24 protein-coding genes are annotated in these 25113 nt (G+C 67.2%); 12 read left to right on the top strand and 12 right to left on the bottom strand.

Annotated elements, in window-relative coordinates; all coding sequences use genetic code 11:
- Positions 1-15 precede the first annotated feature (15 nt).
- A complete protein-coding gene (locus ACQKIE_RS01275) occupies positions 16-2259 on the top strand; it encodes an alpha-galactosidase (RefSeq protein WP_427455065.1) in 2244 nt (747 codons plus the stop codon).
- A gap of 98 nt (positions 2260-2357) precedes the next feature.
- On the top strand, positions 2358-2570 hold the full coding sequence (locus ACQKIE_RS01280; protein ID WP_427455066.1) for a hypothetical protein: 213 nt from the start codon (positions 2358-2360) through the stop codon (positions 2568-2570).
- Here the strand turns inward: ACQKIE_RS01280 and ACQKIE_RS01285 are convergent, their stop codons facing one another.
- Positions 2571-2717: a hypothetical protein gene (locus ACQKIE_RS01285; RefSeq protein WP_427455067.1), complete on the bottom strand. Its 147-nt coding sequence runs from the start codon at positions 2715-2717 to the stop codon at positions 2571-2573. It abuts the gene before it with no gap.
- A gap of 84 nt (positions 2718-2801) precedes the next feature.
- Complete coding sequence (locus tag ACQKIE_RS01290; RefSeq protein WP_427455068.1) at positions 2802-3092, bottom strand: hypothetical protein; 291 nt, start codon at positions 3090-3092, stop codon at positions 2802-2804.
- 325 nt (positions 3093-3417) lie between these two features.
- On the opposite strand from ACQKIE_RS01290, the gene ACQKIE_RS01295 reads away from it, so the two are divergent.
- On the top strand, positions 3418-4071 hold the full coding sequence (locus ACQKIE_RS01295) for a response regulator (RefSeq protein WP_427455069.1): 654 nt from the start codon (positions 3418-3420) through the stop codon (positions 4069-4071).
- A 69-nt stretch (positions 4072-4140) separates the two neighbouring features.
- Here ACQKIE_RS01295 and ACQKIE_RS01300 read toward each other — a convergent pair whose 3' ends face one another.
- A complete protein-coding gene (locus tag ACQKIE_RS01300) occupies positions 4141-7464 on the bottom strand; it encodes an Rne/Rng family ribonuclease (protein WP_427455070.1) in 3324 nt (1107 codons plus the stop codon).
- Between the two features lie 350 nt (positions 7465-7814).
- Here ACQKIE_RS01300 and ACQKIE_RS01305 point away from each other — a divergent pair, with 350 nt between their 5' ends.
- A complete protein-coding gene (locus ACQKIE_RS01305) occupies positions 7815-8762 on the top strand; it encodes an RluA family pseudouridine synthase (RefSeq protein WP_427455071.1) in 948 nt (315 codons plus the stop codon).
- 13 nt (positions 8763-8775) lie between these two features.
- Here the strand turns inward: ACQKIE_RS01305 and ACQKIE_RS01310 are convergent, their stop codons facing one another.
- Together ACQKIE_RS01310 and ACQKIE_RS01315 are read right to left on the bottom strand one after the other, a co-directional pair.
- Positions 8776-10206: a CPBP family glutamic-type intramembrane protease gene (locus ACQKIE_RS01310; protein WP_427455072.1), complete on the bottom strand. Its 1431-nt coding sequence runs from the start codon at positions 10204-10206 to the stop codon at positions 8776-8778.
- A 1-nt stretch (position 10207) separates the two neighbouring features.
- Positions 10208-10549, bottom strand: a complete 342-nt coding sequence (locus ACQKIE_RS01315; protein ID WP_427455073.1) for a 4a-hydroxytetrahydrobiopterin dehydratase — start codon at positions 10547-10549, stop codon at positions 10208-10210.
- Between the two features lie 136 nt (positions 10550-10685).
- On the opposite strand from ACQKIE_RS01315, the gene ACQKIE_RS01320 reads away from it, so the two are divergent.
- On the top strand, positions 10686-11276 hold the full coding sequence (locus ACQKIE_RS01320; protein WP_427455074.1) for an NfuA family Fe-S biogenesis protein: 591 nt from the start codon (positions 10686-10688) through the stop codon (positions 11274-11276).
- Positions 11277-11338: 62 nt separating this feature from the next.
- Here ACQKIE_RS01320 and ACQKIE_RS01325 read toward each other — a convergent pair whose 3' ends face one another.
- The 6 genes from ACQKIE_RS01325 to ACQKIE_RS01350 form a co-directional block, all read right to left on the bottom strand.
- Positions 11339-11689: a c-type cytochrome gene (locus ACQKIE_RS01325; protein WP_427455075.1), complete on the bottom strand. Its 351-nt coding sequence runs from the start codon at positions 11687-11689 to the stop codon at positions 11339-11341.
- Positions 11690-11706: 17 nt separating this feature from the next.
- Positions 11707-12027 carry a c-type cytochrome gene (locus ACQKIE_RS01330; RefSeq protein ID WP_427455076.1) on the bottom strand — a complete coding sequence of 107 codons (321 nt, stop codon included), beginning with the start codon at positions 12025-12027 and terminating at the stop codon, positions 11707-11709.
- Positions 12028-12136: 109 nt separating this feature from the next.
- Positions 12137-13369: a TraB/GumN family protein gene (locus ACQKIE_RS01335; protein ID WP_427455077.1), complete on the bottom strand. Its 1233-nt coding sequence runs from the start codon at positions 13367-13369 to the stop codon at positions 12137-12139.
- Positions 13370-13389: 20 nt separating this feature from the next.
- A complete protein-coding gene (locus tag ACQKIE_RS01340) occupies positions 13390-14280 on the bottom strand; it encodes a carbon-nitrogen hydrolase (RefSeq protein WP_427455078.1) in 891 nt (296 codons plus the stop codon).
- A 17-nt stretch (positions 14281-14297) separates the two neighbouring features.
- On the bottom strand, positions 14298-15335 hold the full coding sequence (locus tag ACQKIE_RS01345) for an agmatine deiminase family protein (RefSeq protein WP_427455079.1): 1038 nt from the start codon (positions 15333-15335) through the stop codon (positions 14298-14300).
- Between the two features lie 91 nt (positions 15336-15426).
- Complete coding sequence (locus ACQKIE_RS01350) at positions 15427-15768, bottom strand: hypothetical protein (protein WP_427455080.1); 342 nt, start codon at positions 15766-15768, stop codon at positions 15427-15429.
- 174 nt (positions 15769-15942) lie between these two features.
- Between ACQKIE_RS01350 and ACQKIE_RS01355 the strand changes: the two genes are divergently transcribed.
- The 7 genes from ACQKIE_RS01355 (at position 15943) to ACQKIE_RS01385 (ending at position 23880) form a co-directional block, all read left to right on the top strand.
- Entirely contained in the window at positions 15943-17832 is a 1890-nt protein-coding gene (locus ACQKIE_RS01355) for an ATP-binding cassette domain-containing protein (RefSeq protein ID WP_427455081.1), read from the top strand.
- A 2-nt stretch (positions 17833-17834) separates the two neighbouring features.
- Positions 17835-18767: a phosphoglycerate mutase gene (locus ACQKIE_RS01360; protein ID WP_427455082.1), complete on the top strand. Its 933-nt coding sequence runs from the start codon at positions 17835-17837 to the stop codon at positions 18765-18767.
- On the top strand, positions 18764-20476 hold the full coding sequence (gene recJ / locus ACQKIE_RS01365) for a single-stranded-DNA-specific exonuclease RecJ (RefSeq protein WP_427455083.1): 1713 nt from the start codon (positions 18764-18766) through the stop codon (positions 20474-20476). The genes ACQKIE_RS01360 and recJ overlap by 4 nt, the downstream gene beginning before the upstream one ends.
- A 14-nt stretch (positions 20477-20490) precedes the next feature.
- Complete coding sequence (locus ACQKIE_RS01370) at positions 20491-21465, top strand: multidrug resistance efflux transporter family protein (RefSeq protein WP_427455084.1); 975 nt, start codon at positions 20491-20493, stop codon at positions 21463-21465.
- A gap of 228 nt (positions 21466-21693) precedes the next feature.
- A complete protein-coding gene (locus ACQKIE_RS01375) occupies positions 21694-22533 on the top strand; it encodes a hypothetical protein (RefSeq protein WP_427455085.1) in 840 nt (279 codons plus the stop codon).
- Between the two features lie 68 nt (positions 22534-22601).
- Positions 22602-23057 carry a hypothetical protein gene (locus ACQKIE_RS01380; RefSeq protein WP_427455086.1) on the top strand — a complete coding sequence of 152 codons (456 nt, stop codon included), beginning with the start codon at positions 22602-22604 and terminating at the stop codon, positions 23055-23057.
- A gap of 58 nt (positions 23058-23115) precedes the next feature.
- The gene (locus ACQKIE_RS01385) at positions 23116-23880 is read left to right on the top strand and encodes a pseudouridine synthase (protein ID WP_427455087.1); all 765 of its coding nucleotides are present in this window, start codon (positions 23116-23118) and stop codon (positions 23878-23880) included.
- Here the strand turns inward: ACQKIE_RS01385 and kbl are convergent.
- Complete coding sequence (gene kbl, locus ACQKIE_RS01390) at positions 23877-25076, bottom strand: glycine C-acetyltransferase (protein ID WP_427455088.1); 1200 nt, start codon at positions 25074-25076, stop codon at positions 23877-23879. The two genes, ACQKIE_RS01385 and kbl, sit on opposite strands and share 4 nt — an antisense overlap.
- Positions 25077-25113 lie beyond the last annotated feature (37 nt).

Consider the following 25113-nt stretch of genomic DNA (forward strand, 5'->3'; position numbering starts at 1 on the left):
AGGAAGAAACGCGCAGTGAACCGACCGTCCCGCACGACCCAGATCCTCGCCGCCGTCATGGCCTGCCTCCTTGCCGCGACGGCGGTAGCCGCGGCGCCCGCCGCCAGGCCGAAGGACGTGTCGCCGAGCTACGACGCGGCCCATCGCATCTTTCGGCTCGACGCCGGCAAGGTCACCTATGCGATCGGCGTGGACGCCGATGGCGCGCTCCAGACACTGTACTGGGGCGCACGCCTGTCGGCCGACGATCCGCTCGGTCCCGCGCGCCCGGCGCCGGGGCGATCCTCGTTCGATCCGGTCGGCGGCCTCAGCCCGCAGGAATATGCCGGGTGGGGCGGCACGATGACCGCCACGCCCGCGCTGAAGGTACGCCTGGACGACGGCAACCGCGACCTCGTGTTGCGCTACGACAGTTACCGCATCGAGAAGAACGCACTGTCGATTCGCTTGCGCGACGTGCAGGCCGGCGTCACCGTCGACCTGCGCTACACCGCGGACGCGGCGACCGGCATCGTCGGACGCTCGGCGCATATCGAGAACGCAGGGAAACAGCCGCTGACCATCGACAGCGCCGCGGCCGCCACGTGGAACTTGCCGCGCGGCGACTATTCGCTCCGCTACCTGACCGGCACCTGGGCGGGAGAATGGCACCTGCAGACGCGGGCGGTAACGCCGGGTGCTACCGTGCTCGAAAGTCGGCGCGGCAGCACGGGCGACGAGAACAATCCGTGGTTCGCCATCGGTCGCGGTGACGCTTGGAACGAGGAACACGGCGACGTCTGGTTCGGTGCGCTGGCATGGAGCGGCTCCTGGCGCATCCAGGTAGACGAGGACATCCTCGGGCAAGTTCGCGTCACGGGCGGCTATAACCCGTTCGATTTCGCTTATCGCCTCACGCCGGGGCAGGGGCTCGACACACCGGTGTTCTATGCGGGCTACACGAATGACGGTGTCGGTGCGGCGTCGCGCCTGTTTCATCGCTTCCAGCGCGAACGCATCTTGCCCGGTGGCGATGACGCCGCGTTGCGCCCGGTGCTTTACAACTCGTGGGAGGCCACCGAGTTCAAGGTGGATGAGGCGGGGCAGGAGCGCCTTGCGGAGAAGGCCGCCGCTCTCGGTGTGGAACGTTTCGTCGTCGACGATGGCTGGTTCGGCGCGCGCGACAACGACCACGCCGGCCTGGGCGATTGGGTCGTCAACCGTCGCAAGTTCCCGAACGGGCTGAAGCCCTTGATCGACAAGGTGCACGGGTTGGGCATGAGCTTCGGCTTATGGGTGGAGCCGGAGATGGTGAATCCGGACAGCGATCTTTACCGCGCGCATCCCGATTGGGTCCTGAACTTCCCGGGGCGCCAGCGCAGCGAAGGTCGTAACCAGCTGGTGCTGAACCTGGCTCGCGAGGACGTCAAGGCGCACGTGCTCGAGGTGCTCGACGAATTGCTGCGCGACAACGACATCCAGTTCCTGAAGTGGGACTACAACCGCAACTGGTCGGAACCGGGCTGGCCGCAACTGCCGCCGGACGAGCAGCAGAAGGTGTATGTCGCCTACGTAAACAATCTTTACGACATCCTGCGTGAGCTCCGTGCGCGCCATCCGAACGTGGAGATCGAGTCCTGCTCCGGCGGAGGCGCCCGCGTCGACCTCGGCATCATGGCGCTCACCGACGAAGTGTGGCCGTCCGACAATACCGATCCGTCGGACCGGCTCTCGATCCAGGACGGCTTCAGCTACGCCTATGCGCCGGCGACGATGATGGCGTGGGTCACAGGCTCGCCAAACTGGGTGAATGCGCGCAGCAGTTCCCTCGATTTCCGCTTCCTCTCCGCCATGCAGGGCGGCCTGGGCATCGGCGCGAACCTCCTCGAGTGGACGCCGGAGGAAGATGCAACGGCGCGTGCCTATGTCGCCGAGTACAAAAAGATCCGTCGCACCGTGCAGCGGGGGGCCTTGTATCGGCTGCTTTCGCCACAGGACCGCGCGCCGTGGTCCGCTACAGAAACGGTGGCAACCGATGGGCGCCAGGCCGTGCTGTTCGCATTCCAGCGGCAGGGCGAAGAGGCCCGGCCGTTCCCGACCCTGCGCCTGCGTGGCTTGGATCCGGCGGCGCGCTATCGCGTTCGCTCGTTCCACGGGCAAGTGTCTGCAGGAACTCCCGAGACCGCAAGCGGTGCGTACTGGATGCAGCGCGGAGTCGATGTCGTGATGAAAGGTGATTTGCAGGCGGCGGGGCTGGTTTTCGATCGCGAAGGAAAGTGATGATCGTGCAGGCGGCTTAGCTGTCGGCTTCACGCCGCCCCAATGCGCGGACAGCGACGCTGTCCACCTCGTCGGGGCGATCTGCTGGGAGTACGGTCATGGCTACGGTTGCATCGGGTTCGCACACCAGCACCATTGGTGCGCTCGCAGCGGGCAAGTTGCTCGCCAAGGCCACGGGAGGACGCTGGGGGCCGGCTATCCTCATACTCGCCGGTATCATCCTTATGCGGAAACGCGCCGCCGCGAGGGCGGCGCGCCGGGTACGTGCCGATGTCACCGACGCGGACCGCCTGGACGCGCCGAGGCTGTAATCACTTCTTCTGGTGGTTGTCCTCGCCCGTGTCGTCCACCGGATCGCCGGAGGCGTCGGTCGGCGGTTGTTCTGTAGGGCCGCGCCGGTCTTTCGGCGGCACATCCTGGCCCGGCTGCTGGGGAGGGCGATTTTTCTCATTGGCCATCGGGCGTTCTCCGTCTCTTGGGGAGTCCACCTTGGCGTGCCGTGGCTGACGACGACGTGCGTAGTTCGTGAGTGTTGTGTCGTGTCAGTGAGGCGAACTCTTACGCGTGGGTGCGATGGGCGAATGCAGTGGCAGACCCACACGGACAGGCGTCTCGGCGTCGCTGGCCTGCTCTGTCAATAGCGGCGTCACGACGGCCATCCATCCCTCGGCAAAAGAACGCACGTCGCTCGGGCACGTTTCCGGCTTGTAGTCCGACATGGCGCGGGAAAGCGCCGCTATAAGGGCATCGGGCTCGGGATGCGTGGAAATAGCCGCTTCCAGGGCCGATTCCAGCGCGGCAAGCTTTCCTAGCAGATAGGTATGGTCATCCATGAACGGGGTGTCCTTGCGTAGTCCTTGGGTCGACGGCGCCCATGGCGGCCGTGGTTCCGGGGTGACGTGATTCGCTGTGCGCTGCGCGAGTTGTCGGGCGTCTGGCCCTGGCGAAACCCTACGCATAGCTGCGGCAAACGATGACACGATCATCAGGTCGTGTCACGTCACGTGGCACGGGGATACCGCTACATAAAGCGGCCGCAGGTCACGATCATACCCTCACGCTGGTTGTCTCGCCTGCACATCTGGCATTGTATGCATTCGCAGGCGGCGCCCGGTCAGAACCGCGCGCCTAGAACAGTCGGCCCAGGGAGGGCACAAGATGATTAACGTTGTATTGGTCGACGACCATGAACTGGTCAGGACCGGTTTTCGGATGATCCTGCAACAGCAGGCCGATCTCCGCATCCGGGGGGAGGCGAGTTCGGCCGAGGAGGGTCTGCGCCTCATTCGGTCGCATTCACCGGATATCGCGCTGGTGGACGTCCACATGCCGGGCATGAGCGGCGTGGAGCTGACGGAGCGCATCATCCGCGCGAAGTTGCGCACCAACGTCGTCATTCTCACGGTAGTGGACGACGCGCGGTTTCCCAAGCGCCTGCTGGACGCGGGCGCACTCGGCTATCTCACCAAGGGCTGCTCGTCCGACGAACTGCTGAGCGCCGTGCGCCAGGTCGCTTCCGGACGCCGTTACCTGGCGCCCACGGTGGCGCAGCAGCTTGCCTTGGCGACGCTCGACGGCTCCGGCTCGCCGTTCGATACGCTCTCCACCCGCGAGATGGAAGTCTCGATGATGCTCGTCCGCGGCATGCCGCTCACATCGATCGGCGAGCGGTTGAACCTGAGCCCGAAGACCGTATCGACCTACAAGCAGCGCCTGATGGAGAAGTTGCACGTCGACCATGTCGTGGGCTTGGCGCACCTGATGACCGTGCATGGATTACTCGATACGCATAATCATCAGGTCGGAAGTTGAAGTCCTTCTGATGCAAACAAAAAAACGCCAGGCTAAGCCCGGCGTTTTTTTTGCAGCGCTACGGGTGCATCACTGCTCGCCGTGCGGTTCCTGCCTCGGACGGGTGAGCAGGTCACCCTGGGCCGGCGGCGTCCAGCCAGGCTTCGGCGCCGGCGCCGGGTGCGAGACCGGGGACACGTTGGAAGCCTCCGGCGACTTCGGTGTGGCCGGAGCGGTGTCCTCCGCCGACGCAGGGTTTGCCGCGTCTGCCTCGTCTGCCGCGGTCGTATCCGGTGCGGCGTCCGAGGCGTGCACCGGGGTCGGAACGGGAGCCGGAACGTGGGCCGCAACCGGGGCCGGAGCCGGAGCTGCCACCGCCACCGGGGCTGCCACCGGCGCGACCGAACGCTCTTCTGCCGGGGCCGATTCGTCACCCAGGGCCGTCGGCGCGGAAGCTTCCTGCGAAGCGACCGTCTCACGCGCCATCGAACCGGCCGCGGGCGTCTCCGCTACGTCAGGTACGAAGCCACGAGCGGGAGCATCGAGGCCCACGCCGGCCGCGGACGGTGCCGCGGGCACGATGTTTTCGATCGCGGGTGGCTCGATCGTCGCCGCCGCGGCGGGGACCGGTGCCGAGCCCGAAACCGGCGCCGTCCTGAGTGGCGCATCCGATTCGGTCTGGCGACGCTCGGTGGTGCGCGTCTGTGCCGAATCCGCCGGCGTGGCAGCGTCAGCCGCGTGTGCGACAGGTGCCGGCGCCGGCCCGCTGCCCGGGATGGGCGGCAGCTTGGGAAGGGTGGGGAGCGTCAGTGCGGAGGGAACGGCTTCGTCGTCGGCGGGTTCCGCGGGCTGCGTCGCCATGCTGGCTGGCGCCTCCACGGCAAAGGCGTTCTCGGCCGCTGCCGCGGTCGCGAGCACCGGCGGAACGCTCGGGCTGGGACGCCCGGTCGCGACCTGTGCTTCGTCTTCGCCATCCTCGTCGTCGAGGTCGTCGCCACCGTTGGCGCCGTCGACGGCACCGGCCTGCGTGCCATCGTCCTGACGACGACGGCGACGGCCACCGCGGCGACCGCGGCGACGACGCTGGCCACCTTCGGTGTCCTTGCCGGCTTCGTTTGTCGGCGACGCACCGCCCTCCACGGCGATGGTGGCCTCGATGTCGGTGTCAGGGGCATCGGCCGCGACCTGGACCGGCTTTTCGTCGGCCTTGGTCATCGGAGGCGCGGCCTTCTCGGCCTGCGCGCGGGGAGCAGGCGCTTGCACGGCCGGCTGGGCGGCGTTCGCCGCGACAGCGGTCGCTACCTTCTCGACCTTCTCGACCTTCTCGCCCTGAGGCTGCCGTTCGCCGCGCGGCTGGCGACGGTTCTCGCCTTGCGCGGCCTGGTCCTGACGACCCTGGCGTCCCTGCTGTTGGGTGTCCTTCTGACGGCCCTGCTGCTTGTCTTCGCCCTGGCGCGACGGCTGCTGCTGCTCGCCACGACCCTGCTTGTTGCCCTTGGCCTGCTGCTGGCCACGGGCCTGCGGAGCGTTTTCCTTGCGCTGGCCCTGCTGGCCACGCTGCTCGTTGCCCTTGCCGCGGCCCTCGTTGCCGCGACGCTCGTCGCGACGGCCGGTGCGTTCGCTACGGCCACCCTGGCGGGCATCGTCGCGACGGGTGGGTGCGGCCGGCTGGGCCGCCGGTGCGGCAGGCGCGCCGCCGCCGAACAGCCTGCCGAACAGCCGGGAGAAGAAACCGCCGCTCGCCGCGACCGGCGCGGCCGGGCGTGCGACCGGGGCCGGTGCGGCGACCACGTCAGTCTCGTCTTCGCGCACGGGCGCCGGGGTGGACGGGACGACGCCGGTGACCAGCGGCTGTTCTCCGCTGCCGAGCGCCTGGCCCATTTTCGGGAGCGCGGTGGCGACCGTGGGCGTGGTGCGTTCGTAGCTCGGCTTGCTGTGCTCGCCCATGTCCGCCTCGCGGATACGGGTGATCTCGAGGTGCGGGGTTTCCAGCTTTTCGTCAGCTACCACGACCACGTGCACGCTATGGCGCAGCTCGATCTCGACGATGCTGGCGCGCTTCTCGTTGAGCATGAAATTGGCGACTGTCGGCGGCGCCTGCACCAGGACCTGCCCGGTGTTTTCCTTCATGGCGTGCTCTTCGATCAGGCGCAGGGTCGACAGTGCCAGCGATTCGACGCTGCGGATGTGGCCATGGCCTTCGCAACGCGGGCAGACGATCTGGGTGGCCTCACCGAGGCTGGGACGCAGGCGCTGGCGCGACATCTCGAGCAGGCCGAAGCGCGAGATCCGGCCGATCTGGACGCGTGCGCGGTCGGCCTTGAGGGCCTCCTTCAGGCGCTCTTCCACCTCGCGCTGGTGGCGCGGGCTGTCCATGTCGATGAAGTCGATCACGATGAGGCCGCCGGCGTCGCGGATGCGCAGCTGGCGGGCAATCTCCGTGGCGGCCTCGAGGTTGGTGTTGAACGCCGTTTCCTCGATGTCGCTGCCCTTGGTGGCCTTCGACGAGTTGATGTCGATGGCGGTGAGGGCTTCGGTCTGGTCGATGACGATCGAACCGCCGGAGGGCAGGCGCACGTTGCGCTCGAAGATGCTCTCGATCTGGGTTTCGATCTGGTAGCGCGAGAACAGCGGCGTCGGATCCTGGTACAGCTTCAGCTTGCGCAGGTTGTTGGGCATCACCTGCTGGACGAAGTCGCGGGCGTCGTTGAACAGCGATTCCTCATCGATGAGGATCTCGCCGATATCGTTGCGCAGGTAGTCGCGCAGCGCGCGGATGAACAGCTTGGACTCCTGGTAGATCAGGAACGGCGCCTTCTGCGAATTCGCGGCGGCCGAGATCGATTTCCACAGCTGCAGGAGGTAGTCCAGGTCCCACTGGAGCTCCTCGGCGTCGCGGCCCATGCCGGCGGTGCGCACGATGAGACCCATCTCGTCGGGCACCGAGAGGTGCTCCATGGCTTCCTTCAGCGCCTGCCGGTCTTCGCCCTCGATGCGACGGGAAACGCCGCCGGCGCGGGGGTTGTTCGGCATCAGCACCATGTATCGGCCGGCGAGGCTGATGAAGGTGGTGAGGGCGGCACCCTTGTTGCCACGCTCCTCCTTCTCGACCTGGACGATGATTTCCTGGCCTTCCTTCAGGAGCTCGCGGATGTTGGACTTACTTTCCGCGTTCGGATTGAAGTAGTCGCGGGAGACTTCCTTCAGCGGAAGGAAGCCGTGGCGCTCGGCGCCGTAGTCGACGAAGCAGGCTTCGAGGGAGGGTTCGACCCGAGTGATGCGGCCCTTGTAAATATTGGCCTTTTTCTGTTCCCGGGACGGGATTTCGATGTCTAGATCGTAAAGGTTCTGGCCATCGACGATGGCCACACGCAACTCTTCGCGCTGAGTCGCGTTAATCAACATACGCTTCATTGTAGGTTCCTCGGCCTTGCCGCGCGGCCGCGCGCCGCGGTGGCGCCATGTGGCGGCCTGGCCGGGGATCGCGCCGCAGCGGTGAGGCTTCAAGCGGCATGGGATCCGGGACCGATACCTGGACCCGGCGTGATTCGTGAATAAGCGCCTTGCAACCGGTCCGCATCCCTACGGATTAGCCGGACAACCGCAACCCGAACCGCTACGATGTAGGGCGTCCACACCTTCCAGCCCCTCGGGCGGAACGACGCGACACTCGCCTTACGCGGCGGCACTGGCACCCCGCGAGAGATGAGTCTTCAGCGGAGCCTGGCGCTGGCCGAGTATCCTATCAATTTCGAGTTTTATCAATGCAGACGGCAACTTCCCTCGACGGCGGCCAAGGTGTGCGCCAGGTCGAAATCGGTCCCGAGAGGGACGGTCAGCGCGTGGACAACGCCCTGATCACCCTGCTCAAGGGGGTGCCGCGCAGCCTGGTCTACCGCCTGCTGAGAACGGGGCAGGTGCGCATCAACGGCAAGCGCGCCAAGCCCGAAACCCGCCTGGCGCTGGGCGACATGCTGCGCATCCCGCCGGTGCGCGTGGCCGAGCGGGAGGAGGGCGTGGCGCCGACGGGCATGGTGCGAGCCGTGGCCGATTCCGTCATTTTCGAGGACAAGCACTTCCTGGTCATCGACAAGCCGGTGGGCATCGCCGCCCACGGTGGCAGCGGCGTGAGCCACGGAGCCATCGAGCTGCTCCGGGCGGCACGGCCCAACGAGCACCTCGAACTGGTCCACCGGCTCGACCGCGACACGAGCGGGGTGCTGGTCCTCGCCCGTTCGCGCCCGGGCCTCACCGGGCTCCAGGCGCTCATTCGCGACAACGAGGTGACCAAGCAATACCTCTGCCTGATGACCGGGACGCCGCGGAAGGCCAAGTTCGACGTCAACGCCCCCTTGCTCAAATCGGTGCTCCACGGTGGGGAGCGCATGGTGCGGGTGGACGACGCGGGCAAGCCCTCCCTCACGTTCTTCCAGGAACTGGAGCAATATCCGGCCTCGCGTCTCATGCAGGCCACGCTGGGGACGGGTCGCACGCACCAGATCCGCGTGCACGCCCAGTACATCGGCCATCCCTTGGCCGGCGACCCGAAGTACGGCGACGAGGAGGCGAACAAACGCTTCCGCGCCAAGGGCTTGAAGCGCATGTTCCTGCATGCGTCGAGGATGAGTTTCGACCTCGGCGGCAAGACCTACGACTTCTCCGTCCCGCTACCGGACGACCTGAAGGCGTTCCTCGACAACCTCCGCGGCTGACGCGGGGAACGCCTCAGCCGAGGAATCGCGCGCTGACTTCCAGTGACCTCAACAGGCCGCCGGCGAGGCCGGCCTGGAGCAGCACCGCGCTCGCGGCGTGCGCCAGTGCCACGGGGAGCAGGGCGCGTCGGTGGAAATACCACCCCGCCCAGCCCAGTTCGGCGACGAAGCACAGTTGCATCAGCAGGCCGTTCGGCGTGTGCAGCAGGGCGAAGGCGAGCGCCGTGAGCAACACGGCCCATGGCCGCGGCAGGGCTCGCGCGAGTAAGGCGCCCACGATGGCGAGCAGCAACCACTGCTGGAAAAGTGCCCAGCCGAGATAGAGCAAGACGCGGCTGATGGGCGGCCACGTGGGCGCATGTCCGGCCGTCAGCACGAGGGCCAGCGCGACAGGGATCGCCAGCATCGGCCAGGCGGCGTCACGCCATGCCCCCAGCCAGTGCCAGCGGGGCACGATCCGTCGGGCGCCGAGCAGGAGGGCGTAAGCGACGCCCGCCCCGAGCAGGGCTACTCCCTCGGGAGAGGGGTGAGTCGAGAGGCCGAGGCCAGCGATGAACCACAGCGGGCCGATGAGGACGAGTGCGGCATCGGCGAGGTCGCCCTTGCGTACGGGCGATCGGGCGGCCGACGGGTCTCGCCCTTGTCGCAACACCTGCCAGGCGCGCGCCCCGAGGAGCAGCAGGTAGCCGACCAACGGAAGCCACGGGGCCCACGCCGGCCCCGCATGGGGGACAGGAGCGTGGCCGAAGGTCACCAGCGGATCGCGTTCCCGTTGCGTGTCGCGCCATGCCAGCAGGGTCTCGGCCGAAAGGCCCGTCGGGAGGTCGAGCGCCCGCGGCGCGACGGCGCCAGCGGCCGGGACGAGCGCCGCCTGATCGAGCGTGAAGGTAGAACCGGCAGGGAGGATCACCCGCAGACGCAACATCGCCGCCCGCGTCGGACGCGCGGCCGGGCGCCCTGCGGCATCGGTCCAGGCCAGGCCCGCCAGGTGAATGGGCTGGCCCAACGCGTCGGGCGAAAGCGTCCCGAGGGTCGCCTGAACGAGCGGGCCCTCCAGCGTTTCACGTAGTGAAAGTGCGTAAATGCCCGACGTGGAGGCCTCGCCATGCCAGGTCAGCACATCGAGACGCGTCAGATCGGCCGGACGCGACAAGGGCAGGCCGATTTCCATTCCGCTCCCGTCGACGGCGCGAAGCGTCAGTCCCGCCTTGCCGGGTGTGAGTGCGCCACCGCCAAAGGCGCGCCCGGCCACCACGTCCCCCGGTTCGCGGAAACGCCACGACCACGGCGAGCCCCCTGCGGCGAAGGCCGCTCGTTCCACCGCACCCTGGGCCAGGATGGCGCCGCGGACCACCGCCGCCGCCACATAGGGCAAGGCGCAAAAGAGCGCGATGCCCAGGAGGACGATCCCGAGCAGCGTCCAGCGGGAGCTCCCCTGGTGCACGTCAACGGTCCAGCAGGGCCTCCACGCGTGCCGCGCAGATGAAGTCGTTCAGGGAGAGGCCGCCGACGTCGTGCGTCGACCACAGCACCTGGCAATGGCCATAGCCGGCTTCGAGGTCGGGATGGTGGTCTTCCTGGTTGGCCATGAAGCCCACGGCGTTGATGAAGCCGAGCGTGTGGTGGAAATCCGGGAAACGGAAATCCTTCACGATCGCCTTGCCGTCCGTGCTGAGCGTCCAGCCCGGCAGGCCGGCGAGGTGGCCGTCGATGGCGGCACGGTCGAGCGCGTGCTCCGCGCCCTTGCGCGGCTGGCAATGCTGGGTGGCGAGCGGGGAGAGGGTCATGGGGCGCGTCCATCCGGGAAAGCGCGAAGGGTGGCGCGTGGCCGGTTGAATTGTCAAAAGGCGGCGTCCACCTCGAAAGCGTACTAAAATGGTGCTGTTTCCGGCGTCCCCGGCCGGACCTTTCTTCGGAGCCGTCATGATCGATATTTCGGAACGCGCGCAGGCGCATTTCCTGCGCCTGCTGGCGCAGCAAGGCGAAGACGGCCTCGGCATCCGCCTGCGCGTCGTCGCCGCGGGCACGCCGTCCGCCCAGTGCGAACTCGAGTTCTGCGCCGCGTCGGACCTGCAGGGCGACGAATGGACGGTCGAGTGCGAGGGCTTCAACCTCTACGTCGACGCGGAAAGCATGCGTTGGCTCGATCCCGCCAACATCGATTACGAGACCACGCCCACCGGCAGCCAGCTCAACATTCGCGCGCCCAGGATCAAGGGTGAGGCGCCGGGCGAAGGTGCCGGCCTCGTCGAACGCGTGCAGTTCGTCCTCGAATCCGAGATCGCGCCCCAGATCGCCTCGCACGGCGGCCGCATTTCGCTGGTCGAAGTCACCGCCGACGGCGTCGTCGTACTGCGTTTCGGCGGCGGCTGCCATGGTTGCGGCATGGTCGATGTCACCTTGAAGAACGGCGTCGAGAAGACGCTGCGCGAGCGTATCCCGGAGATCACCGAAGTGCGCGACGCCACGGACCACGAGACGGGAGAGAAGCCGTACTTCGCGCGTGCCGGCTGATCCCTTCGCAAAAAAAGCCCGCTTCGAGCGGGCTTTCGTAACGGCCGAACGCGCAAAGGCGCTTAGTCGCCCTGGATGTGGTTCTCCAGCCCCTGCAGCTTCGTCGGCATCGTGGCGAAGTAGGCCGAGATGTCGTCGATGTCCTGATCGGACAGCGTCGCGGCAAAACCCTTCATGATCGGATTGCTCCGGCGGCCGTCCTTGTACTCGTGCAGGGCCTGCGCGAGGTAATCGGCGTACTGGCCGGCAAGGCGCGGGTACTGCGGATCGACGGAGTTGCCGTCGTTGCCGTGGCAGGCCACGCAGGTGGCGATCTTCGTCTTGCCGCTCGCCGGATCACCGGCGGCGAAAGTGGAGGTGGCGGTCAGCGCGAGGAGCGCGCCGATGGCAATCAGGGAAAACCCACGGGTCATCGTTCGTCCTCGGCGACTTACTTGGCGATGCTGGAAAGATAGGCGGCGATATCCGAGATGTCCTTGTCGGACAGGCTCTCCGCCTGGGCCGTCATCGTCGGATGCTTGCGTTCGCCGCTCTTGTAGGACTTCAGCGCGTTGACGATGTACAGCTCGTTCTGCCCCGCGATGTGCGGTACGTGGTAGTCGGGATACACGTTGGAGTAGCCCGGCACGCCATGGCAGCCGTTGCAGGTGTAGACGAGTTCCCGCCCCCTCGATTTGTCCCCTTCGGCATGCGCGGCGGACGCGGCGCACAGGGCTACAGCAATCAGACCAACCAGTTGCAGACGCTTCATTAAGAGTTCCCTGGGTGCCGGGCGGGGCCGGGGTTGAACAGCCCCGGAAGTATAGAGGCCTGTTGCGATGAGGGACAACTCGGCGTTGATCCGAGCGTGCCAGGGGGACTCAGAAAAGGCTGCGGATGATGTGGATGCCCGCGATGTATTCGCCCGCGATGGTGCCGATGCTCACCAGGAAGAAATTGAGCAGGGTGCGTGCCACGCGGTTCTTCCACCAGCCGGTCCAGTGGGTGATGTCGTCGCGCAGCCGCTCGAAATCGAGCACGCGCGGCTTGCGCACCCAGGCTTCAGCCATGGCGCTGATGGCGCCGGAAGGGATGCCGGGACGAAAGGGCTTCAACGGTGCGGCGACGAACGCGGCCACGATCGACAGGGGGTGGGCGCCGGCGATGAGGGCGCCCAACGCCGACAGTCCGCCCGTGAGGAGGATCCAGTTCTTGAGAGCATCGGCGCCGAGGCTCGGGTTGCGATAGAACGCGAAGCCGATGGCCGCGAAGATCGCCAGCACCACGCCCACCGCAAGAAATTTCGGCCATTTGGGTGCGGGCGGCGTCACCGCGAGATCGTCGGCGACAGCGCGGGGATCGCCGTGCTGCTCCGCGAGTTGCGCGCTCATGCCCTTAAGGTGCCCGGCACCGATGACCACGAGCACCTTGCGACTCGGGGCCGCGGCGTCCATCGACGCGCCGTTCTCGCGCAGCTTCGCCGCCATGAACGTGTCACGCTCGGCGATCAGCGCGTGGTAGAGCGGGGCGGAGCCCGCCGCGAACTCGCTGAAGGCGCTCTCGAGCAGGTCGGACTGCTTCAGCTTCTCGATGTCTTCCTCGGCGATGTCCTCGCGCTCGAAAACGCTACCGAGCATGCCCGCCATCAGCCCGAAGCGCTGGAAGAAGCCCACGCTGCGCCACGCGCGCTTGAGCGTCGTGCCCACTTCGCGATCCACCAGCCAAACCGGAATCCCGCGGGCATCCGCGCCGTCCATCGCCGCCTTCATCTCCGCGCCGGGCTCAATCCCGTACTGCGCGGCGAGGCGTTTCTGGAACGAGCCGAGCACGAGGCTCGCCGCGACCATGCCTGCCTTGCCCTGGCGGATGACCTGGAAGAGGTCCATCTGCTTGAACGCCTCGGGATCGCGGATGCCCTGGGCCCGGCTGGGACACAGCTCCACCGCGACCGCGTCGAAATGTTCGCTTCCCAGCAAGGCGTCCACCGCCTGCACGCTCGCGCGTGACACATGCGCGGTGCCGAGGATGACGTACTCGACGCCGTCGCGCGTCATGCGCTCGATGGGCTGGCCTTCCAGGGCGGCGGGTGGCGCGACGTTCTCGGCGGGAATCATGCGATGGTTAATCCTTGGGGTCAGTCGCGAAAGCGCTTGGTCAGGTCGCCGTACGCGTCGATGCGACGATCGCGCAGGAACGGCCAGATGCGCCTCACGTGTTCGCTGCGTTCCATGTCCACCTCGCAGACCAGCAGTTCACGGCCTTCGGTCCCCGCCTGGGCAAGGAACTCGCCCTGCGGGCCGGCGACGAAACTCGACCCCCAGAACTGGATGCCGCTGCCGACGCTCGATGGATCCGCTTCGTAGCCCGTGCGATTGCAGGCGAGCAATGGCAGCCCGTTGGCAACGGCGTGGCCGCGCTGCACGGTGATCCATGCCTCGCGCTGGCGTGCCTTTTCCTCGTCGGAGTCGTTCGGATCCCAGCCGATCGCGGTGGGATAGAACAGCAGGTCGGCCCCGGCCAGCGCCATGAGCCGCGCGGCTTCCGGATACCACTGGTCCCAGCACACGAGCACGCCGAGCTTGCCGACGGAGGTGGGGATCGGGTCGAAGCCGAGGTCGCCGGGGGTGAAGTAAAACTTCTCGTAGAAGGCCGGGTCGTCGGGAATGTGCATCTTGCGATACTTGCCCGCGATCTCGCGCGAGCGATCGAAGACGACCGCCGTGTTGTGGTACAGGCCGGTGGCGCGCTTTTCGAAGATCGACGCGACGATGACGAGCTTCAGCTCCTCGGCCAGCTTGCCGATGCGCTCGGTGCCCGGCCCGGGGATGGTTTCGGCGAGGTCGAAGACGTCGACGCTCTCACGCTGGCAGAAGTACGGGCCGTTGTGCAGTTCCTGCAGCAGCACGAGTTCGACACCGGCCTTGGCGGCTTCGCGCAGGCCGGTCTCGATGGCGTCGAGGTTGGCGTCGCGGCTGCCGCGGTCGGTTTCCTGGAGGAGGGCGACCTTGAGGGTCTTGCGGGTCATGGAGGGTTTCCTCGATGTCAGGCGGCGATCGCCGCCGGCAGTTGCATCGTGATGCAATGCAGGCTGCCGTTCTGCCAGATCAGTGGACGGCACGGTACCTGGACGACGTCACGGCCCGGGTGGGCCATGCCGATGATTCGCGCCGCCTCCGCGTCGACCGGGTCGCCATAGGCCGGCACCAGCACGGCACCGTTGACGATCAGGTAGTTCGCGTAGGACGCCGCGAGGCGCCGACCTTCATCGAGGATCGGCTGCGCCCAGGGCAACGGATGCAGCGCATACGGCAGGCCTTCCGTCGAACGCAGTTCGGCGAGTTCCGATGCCATCCGGCCGAGTTCCTCGAAATGCGGGTCGCTCTCGTCGTCGCAGGCCTGGTACACGATGCCGCCGTCCTCGGAGAAGCGCGCCAGCGTATCGATATGGGCGTCGGTGTCGTCGCCTTCAAGATAGCCGTGCTCCAGCCACAGCACGCGCTTCGCGTGCAGCGTGGTGGCCAGGGTATCGGTCATTGTCTCGCGCGAGAGGTCGGGGTGGCGCTGGCTCAGGCATTTCCACGTGGTGAGGATGGTGCCCCGGCCGTCGCTCTCGATGCCGCCACCCTCGAGCGCCCAGTCGATGCGACGGTGCGGCAGCCCGGACAGCACGCCGCGCCCGAGCAGGCCCGCGATCAGTGCGTCGTCCTGCTCCGCGCCGAACTTGCCGCCCCAACCGGTGAAGCGGTAGTCGTTGAGCAACACCCCGTCCGGGCCGATCAGGGTGATCGGGCCCGAGTCGCGCAGCCAGGTGTCGTCGTAGGGCAGTTCGATGAAATGCACGCGCGACATATCGGCGCCTGCCTGCTCGATCGCCAGCCGCGCATGCTCGCGCAGCGCCGCGTCGGCAACGACGATGTGCAGGGGTTCGAAGCGGGTCACGGCGGCGGCGAGCGCCACGTACGTGGTCTCGACCTCGGCCAGCCGGTCGGCCCAGTCGGTATCCGCGTGCGGCCAGGCGATCAGCACGCCGGCCTGCGGCTCCCATTCGGCGGGCAGGCGGTAGGAAGAACGGTCGGTCATGGCAGGCGAGGGCGGCAAAGGGGAAGCCGACTATTGTAAGGCTTCCCGGCTACCCCTGCCCGGACAGGCGGCTGGGAAGGCGATCGACCCCTTACCGGGGATTCGCGGGGTTGGTGTTATTCCCCGCCGGCGTGTTCAGCACCGTGTGGATCACGTGGCTGCGCTCGAAATAGACGATGTAGCCGGGGTACATCCAGCGGTTGATGACCGGCTGCTTGCGGCTGCCGCCGCCGCGGGAGTCCAGCTTGGACGTGGGCGTGCCGAAGCGCCGCTCGACCTCGGCCATGCTCATGCCTTTCTTCGGCAGGTTCATGGACTGCTCCTGCCGCACCCGCTGCATCAGCAGGGTGTCGCCGGCGTGGGCGGACGGGGCCACGGAGGCCGACACGATGGCCACGGCGATCGCGGTCAAAAAAGGCTTGATGGTGTTCATGATGGCTCCGTCGCGCTCCCCATGCGGCGCAGGACGCCGTTGTAACAGATCGCCCCCGGGCACGCCATGGGCGGCGCGTGGAGGATCGCGCGCCTGTGTGCTGCGTCGCGTTTCGCGTACGGCGCCGGCCCGTGCGGCTATCATGCGCAGTCGTCTTCCGTCCGCGTGCCAGCCATGATCTCGTTCCGCAATCTCGCCCTGCGCCGGGGCAGCCGTACCCTCCTGTCGCGGATGGACCTCACCATCCAGACCGGCTGGAGCCTTGGCGTCATCGGTCGCAACGGTTGCGGCAAGTCCACGCTGTTCGCCGCCCTGAAGGGTGAGTTGGAACCGGAAGTGGGCGACCTGGACATGCCTTCCAAGATCCGCCAGGCCTCCGTGGCGCAGGAAACCCCCGCGTTGCCCGATCCGGCGATCGAATACGTCCTCGGCGGCGATGCCGAGGTCGCCGCCGCCCTGAAAGTCGAGGCGGACGCGCTGGCGGCCGGCGACCTCGAGGCGGTCGCCGCCGCGCACCTGCGCATCGAGGAAGTGAACGGTTACGACGCCCGCGCCCGCGCGGGTCGCCTGATGCACGGCCTGGGTTTCGCTCCGGAGACGCACGAGCAGCCCGTGGCGTCGTTCTCCGGCGGCTGGCGCGTGCGCCTGAACCTGGCCCGCGCGCTGATGGCGCCGTCGGACCTCCTGCTGCTCGATGAGCCCACCAACCATCTCGACCTCGACGCGGTGCTCTGGTTGGAAGAGTGGCTGCGCCGCTACCAGGGCACGCTGCTCATCATCTCGCACGATCGCGAATTCCTTGATGGCGTGATCTCGCACACGCTGCATCTGCACGATGGCACGGCGAAGCTCTACACGGGCAACTACACGGCCTTCGAGCGTCAGCGCTCCGAACACCTGCGCCAGCAGCAGATCGCGCACGAGCGCGAGCAAACCGAGCGCGCCCACCTGCAATCATTCATCGACCGCTTCAAGGCGAAGGCCAGCAAGGCCAAGCAGGCGCAGTCGCGCATGAAGCGCCTGGAAAAGATGGCGGGCACGGAAGCGGTGCGTGCGGAACGTTCCTTCAGCTTCTCGTTCCCGGCGCCGGATCGGCTGCCCACGTCGATGTTGCAGCTCGATCACATCGATGCGGGCTACGGCGAGCACGTTGTGCTGCGCGACGTCGCCTTCGGTCTCGAGTCCGGCGACCGCATCGGCTTGCTCGGGCCGAACGGCGCGGGTAAATCGACCATGGTGAAGTCGCTGGTCGGCGAACTGCTGCCGCTGCGCGGCGAGCGCGGCATCCATAAGGACACCCGCATCGGCTATTTCGCGCAGCACACCGTCGAGAGCCTGCGTGAAGGCGCCAGCCCCTTCGACCACTTGCAGGAGAAGGCACCGAATGTCGGCGCTCAGGTGCTGCGCGATTACCTCGGTACCTGGAACTTCCCCGCCGACCGCGCCTTCGAGCCGGTCGATGCATTCTCGGGCGGTGAGCGCGCGAGACTCGCGCTGGCGCTGATCGCGTGGGACAAGCCCAACCTCCTGCTGCTCGACGAGCCGACCAACCACCTCGATCTCGACATGCGCGAGGCACTCGCCGATGCGCTGGCCGCCTTCGACGGCGCGCTGGTCCTCGTCTCCCACGACCGCCACCTGCTCGGCATGGTCTGCGACGAATTCTGGCGCGTGGCCGACGGCAAGGTGGAGCCGTTCGACGGCGATCTCGACGACTATGCGAAATGGCTGCGCAGCCGCGCCACCACGCGCAAGACGGCGGCCGTCGCCTCCGCGCCGGCCGCCGCGCCGGTGCAAGAGTCGGCGAAGGAGCGGCGCAAGCAGAGCGCCGAAGAGCGCGAAAAGGAAAAGCCGCTGCGCGCGCGGGTGAAGAAGATCGAGACCCTCATCGAGTCCATGGACAAGGAACTCGTGGCGATCGAAGTCAAGCTCGCCGATCCCGTGGTGTACGAGGGATCGACGTCCGAGCTGATGAAGCTCGGCCAGCGCCAGGCCGAACTGCGCGGCGAAAAGGAAAACCTCGAGCTGGAATGGCTCGGCATCCTCGAGCAGATCGAGGCCTGAGCGTGGCTCCCATCCTCCACGTCCTGTTGCCGGCACGCGAGAAGCTGTCCGCCGCGGCTTCCTTCACCGAATGGCTGGCGCGAGGCACGACGTTGTCCGCCGCCATGCCGGGTTACCTCGTTGCGCTCGCCGAGCACTTCCGCTGGCCGCACGGGCCTTTGCCCGCCGCGGCGTTGATTCGCCAGTCCGTGGCCGGCGATGCCGGCGACGCGCTCTGGCTGTCCGCCGATCCGTCCTGGGTCCAGCCGGAACTCAACGGCGCGCGCCTGCTCGCGTGTGGCAACCTGGGCCTGAGCCTCGAGGATGCCAAGCGTCTCGTGGCCGCGCTTGCCGAGACGTTCGAGGCCGAAGGCATGGAACTGCGTGTCGGCGACGCGCAACACTGGCAGTTGCGCCTGCCGCCATACATCGAGATCCCCACGTTTCCCGAGCCCGAGGAAGCCCTCGGCGCCGATCTCTTCGAGCAGCTGCCGAAGGGGGGCGATGGCCGGCGGTGGCGCGCGCTGATCAACGAAGCGCAAGTCGTGCTGCACAACCACCCCGTGAATCGCGCACGCGTGACACAGGGATTGCCACCGGTGAACAGTGTCTGGTTGTGGGGCCCCGGCGCGTTGCCCGAATGGGTCGAGAGCGGTTTGACGCGCGTGTACAGCGACGATCTGCTCGCTTGGGCGTTGGCCCATCGCGCCGGCGTGGACATCGAGCCTCGCGCCACGATCGTAAGAAGGTCCACAGGTAGCGACGTTCCCCTCGCGTCCGACCCGGTCGGCCTGCTCGATCTGCAGGACGTGCAACCGGCCGACTTCGGACGCGACTGGTGGCCGGCGATCGAGGCGCGCTTGCTGGCGGGCAGCGAGATCCGCCTTGCCTTCGCCGACGGCATCCGGATGGTGCTACGCAAGCGCCATCGCCTGCGCTTCTGGCGGAAAGCGTGACCCTTAAAGCGTGGCGCCAGCGGGTGGTGCCGGTCGCGCCAAGCGGTTGGCCACCGCACGTGCACCCTGTGATCCAGCGTGTGTATGCCGCGCGAGGTGTCTGTACGCCGGAGGGTGCCGAACATCGCCTCGCCCGCATGTTGTCGCCGACCCTGCTCGGCGGCATGGACCGCGCCGTGGCGTTGCTCCTGCAGGCGATCGATGAAGACCGTCGCATCGTCATCGCGGGCGATTACGATTGCGACGGTGCCACGGGCACGGCCGTCGCGGAGCGTGGCCTGCGCCTGCTGGGTGCACGGCGGGTGAGCCACGTCGTACCCAATCGTTTCGTCCATGGCTACGGCCTCAGCGAGGCCCTGGTCGCCTCGCTCGATCCGGCACCCGACCTCATCGTGACCGTCGATAACGGCGTGGCGAGCGTCGCCGGCGTCGCTGCGGCGAAGGCGCGCGGCATCGCGGTGCTGATCACCGATCACCACTTGCCGGGCGATGTGCTGCCCGACGCCGATGCGATCGTGAATCCCAATCTCGCGGATGACGGTTTCCCGAGCAAGGCTCTGGCGGGCGTCGGCGTGATGTTCTACCTGCTGCTCGGCCTGCGCGCGACGATGCGCGAAGCCGGACGCTTTCCGGACGGCGAACCGGACCTGGCGTCGTTGCTCGACCTCGTGGCCCTTGGTACCGTCGCCGACCTCGTTCCGTTGGACTTCAATAACCGCGTGCTCGTCGACGCCGGCCTGAAGCGCATGCGCGCTGGCAAGGCCTGCGCGGGAGTGACGGCGCTCGTCGAAGCCAGCGGTCGCTCGCTGTCCACGGTCGGCGCCACCGACCTCGCCTTCGCCATCGGCCCGCGCCTCAACGCGGCAGGGCGCCTCGAGGACATGACACTCGGCGTGGCCTGCCTGCTAACCGACGATCCCGGCATCGCGCGCCGCTACGCCGAGCAGCTCTCCGCGATCAACCAAGAGCGCCGCGAGATGCAGGCGGGCATGGTGGAAGAGGCCGAGACGATGGTCGCGCGCGCGGCGCACATCGACGCCATCGGCGTGACGTTGTTCGATCCCGGTTGGCACGCCGGCATCGTCGGCCTGGTCGCGTCGAAGCTGAAGGAAAAGCTCCACCGTCCGGTGTTGGCCTTCGCTCCCGCGGGTGACGATAGCGACGAGCTGCGTGGCTCGGCGAGATCGATTCCCGGCTTCCACATTCGCGACGCCCTTGCCGCGATCGATGCCAGGCACCCGGGCCTCATCCTGCGTTTTGGCGGCCATGCCATGGCTGCCGGACTCAGTCTTCGTGCCGCTGACTTCGATCGCTTCGCCGCCCTGTTCGATGCGACGGCGCGCGCGCATCTCGACGATGAGCGTCTGCAGGCACTCGTCCAGACCGACGGCGAACTCGATTATCGCGACCACACGCTCGACCTCGCACGGCAGCTCCGTCACGCGGGGCCGTGGGGCCAGGGATTCCCGCCGCCGATGTTCGAGGCGCGCTTCGAGTGCGCGTCGTGGAAGCCGATGGGGAGTCGCCACCTGCGCCTGCAATTGCGCCATACGCAAGGCGGCGCGCCGCTCGATGCGGTGATGTTCAACTGCTATGACGGCACGCCGCCGCCATCACGGATGCGCGTCGCGTATGAGCTTTCAGTCAATGACTGGCAGGGCAGGGAGAGCCTGCGTCTCCTGCTCACCCACATGGAAGCGGTCATCTGAACGCCGGTGGCGCCATGCGTTCCAACGCCCTGAAGGCGGTGGCGATCGCACTGCTTTCCGCGCTCTTCTTCACACTGACTTACGTCTTGAATCGTGCGGTGGTGAGTGGCGGCGGTCGCTGGGAGTGGGCGGTGATCCTGCGCTACCTCATCACCTTGCCGCTGCTTGCCGTCGTGCTGCCGTTCCAGGGCGGCCTGGGCGCACTGCCAAGGGAGATGCGCGCGCATCCTCGCCAATGGTTCGTCTGGAGCAGCGTCGGCTTCGTGCTGTTCGGGGTGCCGCTCACCTGGGCTGCCAGCAGCGGACCGTCGTGGCTCGTGGCTGGCAGCTTCCAGATGACGGTACTCGCGGGGCCGCTGATGGCGCCCTTCATTTACCGCGACGCCCGGGCGCGCTGGCACGGCGGTGCCCTTGCCATCGGTGCGTTGATCGTCGTCGGCGTCATGCTCCTGCAATTCGGTCATGCGCACGGTGCGCTGGATACCGGCGCGTGGCTTGCCGTGGGTGCGGTTGTGATCGCTGCTTTTGCCTACCCTCTCGGCAACCGAAAGATCCTCCTGCACCTGGAGCGTAGCGGCACGCGACTGGGTGCCGTGCAGCGGGTCTTCGGCATGACGCTGGCAAGCTGGCCGCTGTGGTGGGTACTGGCCATCGCCGCCTGTATTACGGTCGGCGCCCCGACGCTTCGCGAAGCCATGCTGGCCGGCGGCGTGGCCTTGTCGTCGGGCGTCGTTGCGACGGTGCTTTTCTTCCACGCGACCGAGCGGGTGGGGCGCCAACCGACTGCGCTGGCGGCGGTCGAGGCGATGCAGGCCGCCGAACTCTTGTTCGCCACGGCGATCGGTGCCGCCTTCCTCCACGAGGCGCTCCCCGGCGCGCTCGCCGGTGTGGGCGCCATCGCCATCATCGTGGGCATCGCGCTCTTCGCATGGGTCAGCAGCCGGGAGACACTGTCGGACGTAGAGACCGGCGGAAACGATCCGGACTGAGCCTTCCCGGCACAGATGGCGGCACTGCCTGCGCGTTCGCCTACGTCTTCTGGCCGATGGTTTCCACCAGCGAGCGGCCTAGAATTGCTCGTGTCCGCATGAAGCGGAATCCCCGAAGGGGACGACGTCAGGGAGACGACGATGGGAAGGATGTCCCGCCTTGTCAGGCAGCTTGCGCTCGCTGCGCTGCTTGCGCTATCGGTCGCCTGCACCGCGCACCTCGGTGGCGTGGGTGGCGGCAAGACACAAGACGCGCCGCTCGCCGACGACCTGGAGGGTGCCGAGGTCGCCAGGCACCTGAACAAGCGCTATGCGGAAAGCGTATCCAATTGCAGCGGCGGCCCGAGAATGCCCGCCTTCCTGTGTTCCGGGATCATCCTTCGGGCCGCGAAATACTCCCCGAATTACCATGCCTGGGTACCTAACCCGAACGATCCGAATGGCGACGGTGTGTCATTCTCTTTCCTGCGCCATGACGCGAAATTCAAGGCCTTGGCGTACGGCTACCAGCAGGGCTTCATCGCTTATCCTGTGGCCTATACGCCGCCGTCGCTGATTCATCTGCAGGTCCTTTGCGGGTTTCCTCTAGATGCCGCGACCGACATCAGGAGCGATTCGGGCTGCGGTCCGAGCGACAGGTATCCGAACCAGAGCGGGCCTTGCCAGGCGCAAGCCATATTCACGGCTCCGCAATGGATAACCCACTACCGCACTGCCGTCGAGGAGCCGCATCGCTTCCAATGCGGATTCACACTCGCAGCCGGCACGGCCAATTCCGCAGCGATCTTCATGGAGATGCTGGAGTCGATGCATGAGCTCGGCGAGGAGTCCTTCAACGTGCAGAACGAGCTCATCATCCGCAGCTGGGCGGCCACGCCGAACCATGTTCCCATCGAAGCCTTCTTCTACGTGGGAGGGACGCAGGGACTGGGTGCCGCGCAGAACATTCAGCGGGACTTCTCCCAGACCGTCGACGCGTGGCGCCCTGTCATCCGGATGAACCTTCCGGCGACCTCGACCGGATCCGTCACCTTCGAGTACGTGCCGGGGGAGCAGGCGGTGCGTTGACCAGTGGCTGCTTGACACCACCGTGACGCCGGCCAGGTAGGCTGTGAAGAACCCTCGGAGCCGTCGCCATGAAAACCGTCCTTCTCGCCCTGCTCATGGGTCTTCCGGTGCCGCCGCAGGCGACGCTGCCGGAAGGCGTCCAGCGCGCCGACGCTCCCGAGCGAGAACCGATGAGGCGCTTCTCCTGGCGTGACGAGGCGGCCGGCTACACCTTCGTCGCCCCGCCGCGCTGGGCGGGGAAGGTCAGGGCGGAACCGCTGACGTCCAAGGAGCTCGCCAAGTCCGGCGCGACCAGCGGTGTGCGTTTCATGGACGGTTCCAAAAGCTTGCTCACCCTGTTGTCGTCGGACGAGACGCGGCTGCAGGCGCTGACCGGTGCCGGCGCCTCCGAGTTGTCGCGCCACGGCGACCATGTCGTCGCGGTGAAGACCGCGGTCGATGGCGGCGAACTCGCGCTGACCAATGAAGAGCTGGCGTCCGCGGTGCAGTGGGACGGCGGCGTCACGGGAACGCAGGCCCGCTGACGGTCGGGCGGACCGCCGCTCCTTACCGCCGGGCCCATACGCCCGTTATCCTTGGTGGATGCCCCGCCAGCCCACTCGTCCGCCGGTATCGCGCCTGCGCCGCCCGACCACGCCCGTCCACGGTCTTGCGCGCGTGCTGTCCAAGCGAGGCATCTGTTCGCGTAGCCAGGGCGAAAGGCTGGTGCGCGAGGGGCGGGTGAGAGTGGATGGCCTCGTGGTCCGCGATCCCGAATCCCCGATCGCCGGGCACGAGCGGATCGATGTCGATGGCGAAGCCACGCAGGCCGCGGCGTCCGTTTACATCGTCATGAACAAACCGCGCGGCATCGTCGTCTCGGCCGCGGACGAGCGAGGCCGCGACACGGTGTATTCGTTGCTCGATGGCAGCGGGCTGCCATGGCTTGGTCCCGTGGGGCGACTCGACAAGGCCAGCGAGGGCCTCTTGCTGCTGAGCAACGATACGGTCTGGGCGGCCGGCATCACCGATCCGGTGACGCATGTGCCGAAGACGTACCACGTGCAGGTCGTCGGCACCCCGGGCGAAGCGATCCTCGCCGCCATGCGGGAAGGCGTGGTCGATGCGGGAGAGACGTTGCGCGCCAGCGCCGCCTCGCTGCTGCGGCAAGGCGAGCGCAACGCGTGGCTCGAGGTGACGCTGGACGAAGGGCGCAACCGGCACATCCGCCGCCTGCTCGCGGCCCTCGGCTTCGACGTGCAGCGTCTGGTGCGCGTCGCCATCGGCGACCTGGCCCTCGGCGAGTTGCCGAAGGGCCAGTGGAGGCACCTGGGCGCCGACGAGGTGTCGGCGCTGCGTCGACGCTAGGCTTTCAGCACGCCCAGCGTCTTGCCCACCTTCGTGAATGCCGCAATGGCCCGATCCAGGTGCTCGCGCGTATGCGCCGCGCTCATCTGCGTGCGGATGCGTGCCTTGCCTTGCGGTACCACGGGGAAGAAGAAGCCCGTGACGTAGATGCCTTCCTCCAGCAACGCGGAGGCCATGGCCTGCGCCTGCTTGGCGTCGTAGATCATGACCGGCACGATCGGGTGCTGACCCGGGCGGATATCGAAGCCGGCGTCCGTCATCTTCTCCCGGAAGTACCGGGTGTTTTCCTTCACCTTCTCACGCAACTCGCCAGCCGCGGCGAGCATGTCGAACACCTTGATCCCTGCCGCCACCACGTGGGGCGGCAACGAGTTCGAGAACAGGTACGGCCGCGAACGCTGGCGCAGCATCTCGATGACCTCGCGGCGTCCGGTGGTGAAGCCGCCCAACGCGCCGCCAAGTGCCTTGCCCAGCGTACCGGTGAAGATGTCGATCTTGTCCATGACACCGTGGAGTTCGGCGGAGCCGCGCCCCGTGTCGCCGAGGAAGCCGGTGCAATGGCATTCGTCGATGTGCACCAGGGCGCCGTACTTGCGGGCCAGCGCGGTGATCTGGTCGAGCGGCGCGACGAAGCCGTCCATCGAGAACGCGCCGTCGGTGGTGATCAGCTTCGTACGCGCGCCGGCGGCGTCGGCGGCTTGCAGCTGCGCCTCGAGATCGGCCATGTCGCAATTGGCATAACGGAAGCGCTTGGCCTTGCACAGGCGGATGCCGTCGATGATGGACGCATGGTTCAACGCGTCCGAGATCACCGCGTCCTCTTCGCCCAGCAACGGTTCGAAGAGCCCGCCGTTGGCGTCGAAGCAGGCGGCGTAGAGGATGGTGTCCTCGGTACCGAAGAAGTCCGCGATCTTCTGTTCCAGCGCCTTGTGCAGGTCTTGCGTGCCGCAGATGAAGCGCACGCTGGCCATGCCGAAACCATGCGTGTCCAGGGCGTCTTTCGCGGCCTGGATCACATCCGGGTGATCGGCAAGGCCGAGGTAGTTGTTCGCACAGAAGTTGAGGACCTTGCGGCCTCCTTCCAGTTCGATCTCGGCCGACTGCGGCGAGACGATGACCCGTTCGTTCTTGAACAGGCCCTGCTCGCGGATGGATTCGAGTTCGCTGGCGAAACGGTTCTGGCCGGGGTAGGACATGGTCGGGGGTTCCGGGCATAGGAGAACTCCGATTGTG

Origin of the sequence: Luteibacter sp. NPDC031894, from assembly GCF_050273135.1 — a bacterium.
In the GTDB taxonomy this organism is placed as follows: Bacteria; Pseudomonadota; Gammaproteobacteria; order Xanthomonadales; family Rhodanobacteraceae; genus Luteibacter.

Bases quoted from the DNA above. Each gene is read 5' to 3' on its own strand.
- ACQKIE_RS01290 (WP_427455068.1), bottom strand. From the start codon at position 3,092: ATGGATGACCATACCTATCTGCTAGGAAAGCTTGCCGCGCTGGAATCG.
- ACQKIE_RS01355 (WP_427455081.1), top strand. From the start codon at position 15,943: ATGATCTCGTTCCGCAATCTCGCCCTGCGCCGGGGCAGCCGTACCCTC.
- ACQKIE_RS01335 (WP_427455077.1), bottom strand. From the start codon at position 13,369: ATGATTCCCGCCGAGAACGTCGCGCCACCCGCCGCCCTGGAAGGCCAG.
- kbl (WP_427455088.1), bottom strand. From the start codon at position 25,076: ATGTCCTACCCCGGCCAGAACCGTTTCGCCAGCGAACTCGAATCCATC.
- ACQKIE_RS01300 (WP_427455070.1), bottom strand. From the start codon at position 7,464: ATGAAGCGTATGTTGATTAACGCGACTCAGCGCGAAGAGTTGCGTGTG.
- ACQKIE_RS01325 (WP_427455075.1), bottom strand. From the start codon at position 11,689: ATGACCCGTGGGTTTTCCCTGATTGCCATCGGCGCGCTCCTCGCGCTG.
- ACQKIE_RS01345 (WP_427455079.1), bottom strand. From the start codon at position 15,335: ATGACCGACCGTTCTTCCTACCGCCTGCCCGCCGAATGGGAGCCGCAG.
- ACQKIE_RS01380 (WP_427455086.1), top strand. From the start codon at position 22,602: ATGAAAACCGTCCTTCTCGCCCTGCTCATGGGTCTTCCGGTGCCGCCG.
- ACQKIE_RS01305 (WP_427455071.1), top strand. From the start codon at position 7,815: ATGCAGACGGCAACTTCCCTCGACGGCGGCCAAGGTGTGCGCCAGGTC.
- ACQKIE_RS01370 (WP_427455084.1), top strand. From the start codon at position 20,491: ATGCGTTCCAACGCCCTGAAGGCGGTGGCGATCGCACTGCTTTCCGCG.
- ACQKIE_RS01350 (WP_427455080.1), bottom strand. From the start codon at position 15,768: ATGAACACCATCAAGCCTTTTTTGACCGCGATCGCCGTGGCCATCGTG.
- ACQKIE_RS01315 (WP_427455073.1), bottom strand. From the start codon at position 10,549: ATGACCCTCTCCCCGCTCGCCACCCAGCATTGCCAGCCGCGCAAGGGC.
- ACQKIE_RS01280 (WP_427455066.1), top strand. From the start codon at position 2,358: ATGGCTACGGTTGCATCGGGTTCGCACACCAGCACCATTGGTGCGCTC.
- ACQKIE_RS01340 (WP_427455078.1), bottom strand. From the start codon at position 14,280: ATGACCCGCAAGACCCTCAAGGTCGCCCTCCTCCAGGAAACCGACCGC.
- ACQKIE_RS01320 (WP_427455074.1), top strand. From the start codon at position 10,686: ATGATCGATATTTCGGAACGCGCGCAGGCGCATTTCCTGCGCCTGCTG.
- ACQKIE_RS01295 (WP_427455069.1), top strand. From the start codon at position 3,418: ATGATTAACGTTGTATTGGTCGACGACCATGAACTGGTCAGGACCGGT.
- ACQKIE_RS01385 (WP_427455087.1), top strand. From the start codon at position 23,116: ATGCCCCGCCAGCCCACTCGTCCGCCGGTATCGCGCCTGCGCCGCCCG.
- ACQKIE_RS01330 (WP_427455076.1), bottom strand. From the start codon at position 12,027: ATGAAGCGTCTGCAACTGGTTGGTCTGATTGCTGTAGCCCTGTGCGCC.
- ACQKIE_RS01285 (WP_427455067.1), bottom strand. From the start codon at position 2,717: ATGGCCAATGAGAAAAATCGCCCTCCCCAGCAGCCGGGCCAGGATGTG.